General features: G+C 55.0%; 1 pseudogene. It reads right to left on the bottom strand.

The window, feature by feature from the left end:
• Window positions 1–76: 76 nt before the first annotated feature.
• Window positions 77–302, bottom strand: a pseudogene (locus AB9F29_RS22090) (transposase); the annotation flags it as partial.

The following is a 302-nucleotide window of genomic DNA, read 5'->3' as shown; positions in this document are numbered from 1 at the left end:
ATCCGCTGTTCAATTTATCTGTAACGCAAGGCCTCCTTTTGCAGAGGTTCCAGCTTTCGCAGGGTGCGTTCCATGCGGGCTTCAAGCGACCCGTCAGCCAAATGAGCTCCATATCGCGCCCGCACGCACGTTCCAACCGTCGTGATGATTGAACTTGATTCAGATATCCATACAGTTAAATCCGCAGCATCAACCCCGGATGACAACCGGGCCGACCCGTCGCTGCAGGTTGCGCGCTGAAGCCAAGAACCGCAAAATCAAGCATGTCCGCGAAAGCATCAATGGCGCGGACGTGGCTATTC

This window comes from Falsihalocynthiibacter sp. S25ZX9 (assembly GCF_041205405.1).
GTDB lineage: Bacteria > Pseudomonadota > Alphaproteobacteria > Rhodobacterales > Rhodobacteraceae > Falsihalocynthiibacter > Falsihalocynthiibacter arcticus.
This window is presented reverse-complemented; position numbering and strand designations above follow the sequence as displayed.